General features: G+C 63.5%; 2 protein-coding genes. One reads left to right on the plus strand and one right to left on the minus strand.

Translation table 11 applies throughout. From position 1 onward, the window contains the following. Nucleotides 1-804: Gfo/Idh/MocA family protein (locus tag ABYB95_RS23555; RefSeq protein ID WP_372662825.1), on the minus strand; the 804-nt coding region annotated here is incomplete at its 3' end. Between the two features lie 126 nt (nucleotides 805-930). Between ABYB95_RS23555 and ABYB95_RS23560 the strand changes: the two genes are divergently transcribed. After that, nucleotides 931-1,347: LysR family transcriptional regulator (locus ABYB95_RS23560; RefSeq protein WP_372662828.1), on the plus strand; the 417-nt coding region annotated here is incomplete at its 3' end.

Raw genomic sequence — 1,347 nt, forward strand, 5'->3', positions numbered from 1 at the left:
CACCACGTCGCGGTGGCTGTCGTCGACGAACACGGCGCCTTCGGTGCCCACCATCTCGATCCAGGTGCTGGAAAAATTGGGGTAATTCGGCGGCAGGCTCCAGCCGCCACCGACCACAAAGCTCACGCCGTTGTCCATGGTGACCGTGATCCACTGCAGGTCGGGCACCGCGACACCGCTGGCCTGCTGCAATGCGCCGAAGTTGTTCTGCGAATAGACACGGACCGGCTTGGCCGGCTCCAGGCACCAAAGCACGAAGTCGAGGTCGTGGGTCGACTCCATCGCCGCAGGCGACAGCTTGGTGCGCCCCGTGATCTTGCCGCCCAGGCTGCGGCTGATGTGCCGCGAAACCAGTACGCTCACCGGCTGACCGATCGAACCCTCGCGGATGGCCTTGCGCACGTAGGCGAACTTGGTATTGAAGCGTTGCGAGTAGCCGATGGTGAACTTGAGCCCACGCTCGCGCGCAATGAGAATGAGCTCGTCCGCCTCGGCGAGCTCCATCGCGATCGGCTTCTCAAGGAACACATGCTTGCCCGCCTGCAGGCAGGCTTTGGCCATCGGGTAGTGTGTGGTCTCCGGCGTAGCGGAGATGTAGACCGCTTCGATCGCCGGGTTGGCGACGATATCCGCCCACTCGGTCGTTGCTGTTGCGGGCTTGGTCAGCGCCTGCACCTCGGCCAGGCGGTCGGGCCGGCTCTCGGCAATGTGCAAGGCCTTGACCAGGGGATGGCGGGCCAGCGTCTCGGCGCGGATTCCGCCGCACCAGCCGGTACCGATGATGGCCACTTCTATCGCGTTCATGCATATCTCCATAAAATATTTGATCAGCCGCCGCATGGTAGAGACGCGTCACATGGACGACCAACGTTTTGTTTTCATCGCACCCATGCCAAAATGGCATGTCATCAATGAATCGCCCTCCGCGCCATGGACATCCGGGATCTCAAGTGCTTTGTGCTGACCTCTGAACTCGGCAGCGTCACGCGCGCGGCCGGCGAACTGGGGATCGTGCAGTCTGCCCTGAGCCGCAAGCTGCAAGGCCTGGAGGAGGACCTGGGAGCGACGCTGTTCACGCGTTTGCCCCGTGGGATCCAACTCACACCTGCGGGCCGGGTGTTCCTCGATCGGGCGCGCCGCATCCTGCGCGAAGCGGAGTTCGCCTACACCGAACTGAAGGAACGCCACGTCGAACTGCGGGGTACCGTCACCCTTGGCCTGTCCCCAACGCTGGCGCCGACACTCGCCCCCGACTGTCTCACCCAGATCGCAACCGATTTCCCGGGCATCCAGTTGAAGATCGTGGAGGCCTTCAGTGCCACGCTGCTCGACCAGCTGATCGCCGGG

It is taken from the genome of Hydrogenophaga sp. (assembly GCF_041633695.1).
Classification (GTDB): domain Bacteria; phylum Pseudomonadota; class Gammaproteobacteria; order Burkholderiales; family Burkholderiaceae_C; genus Hydrogenophaga.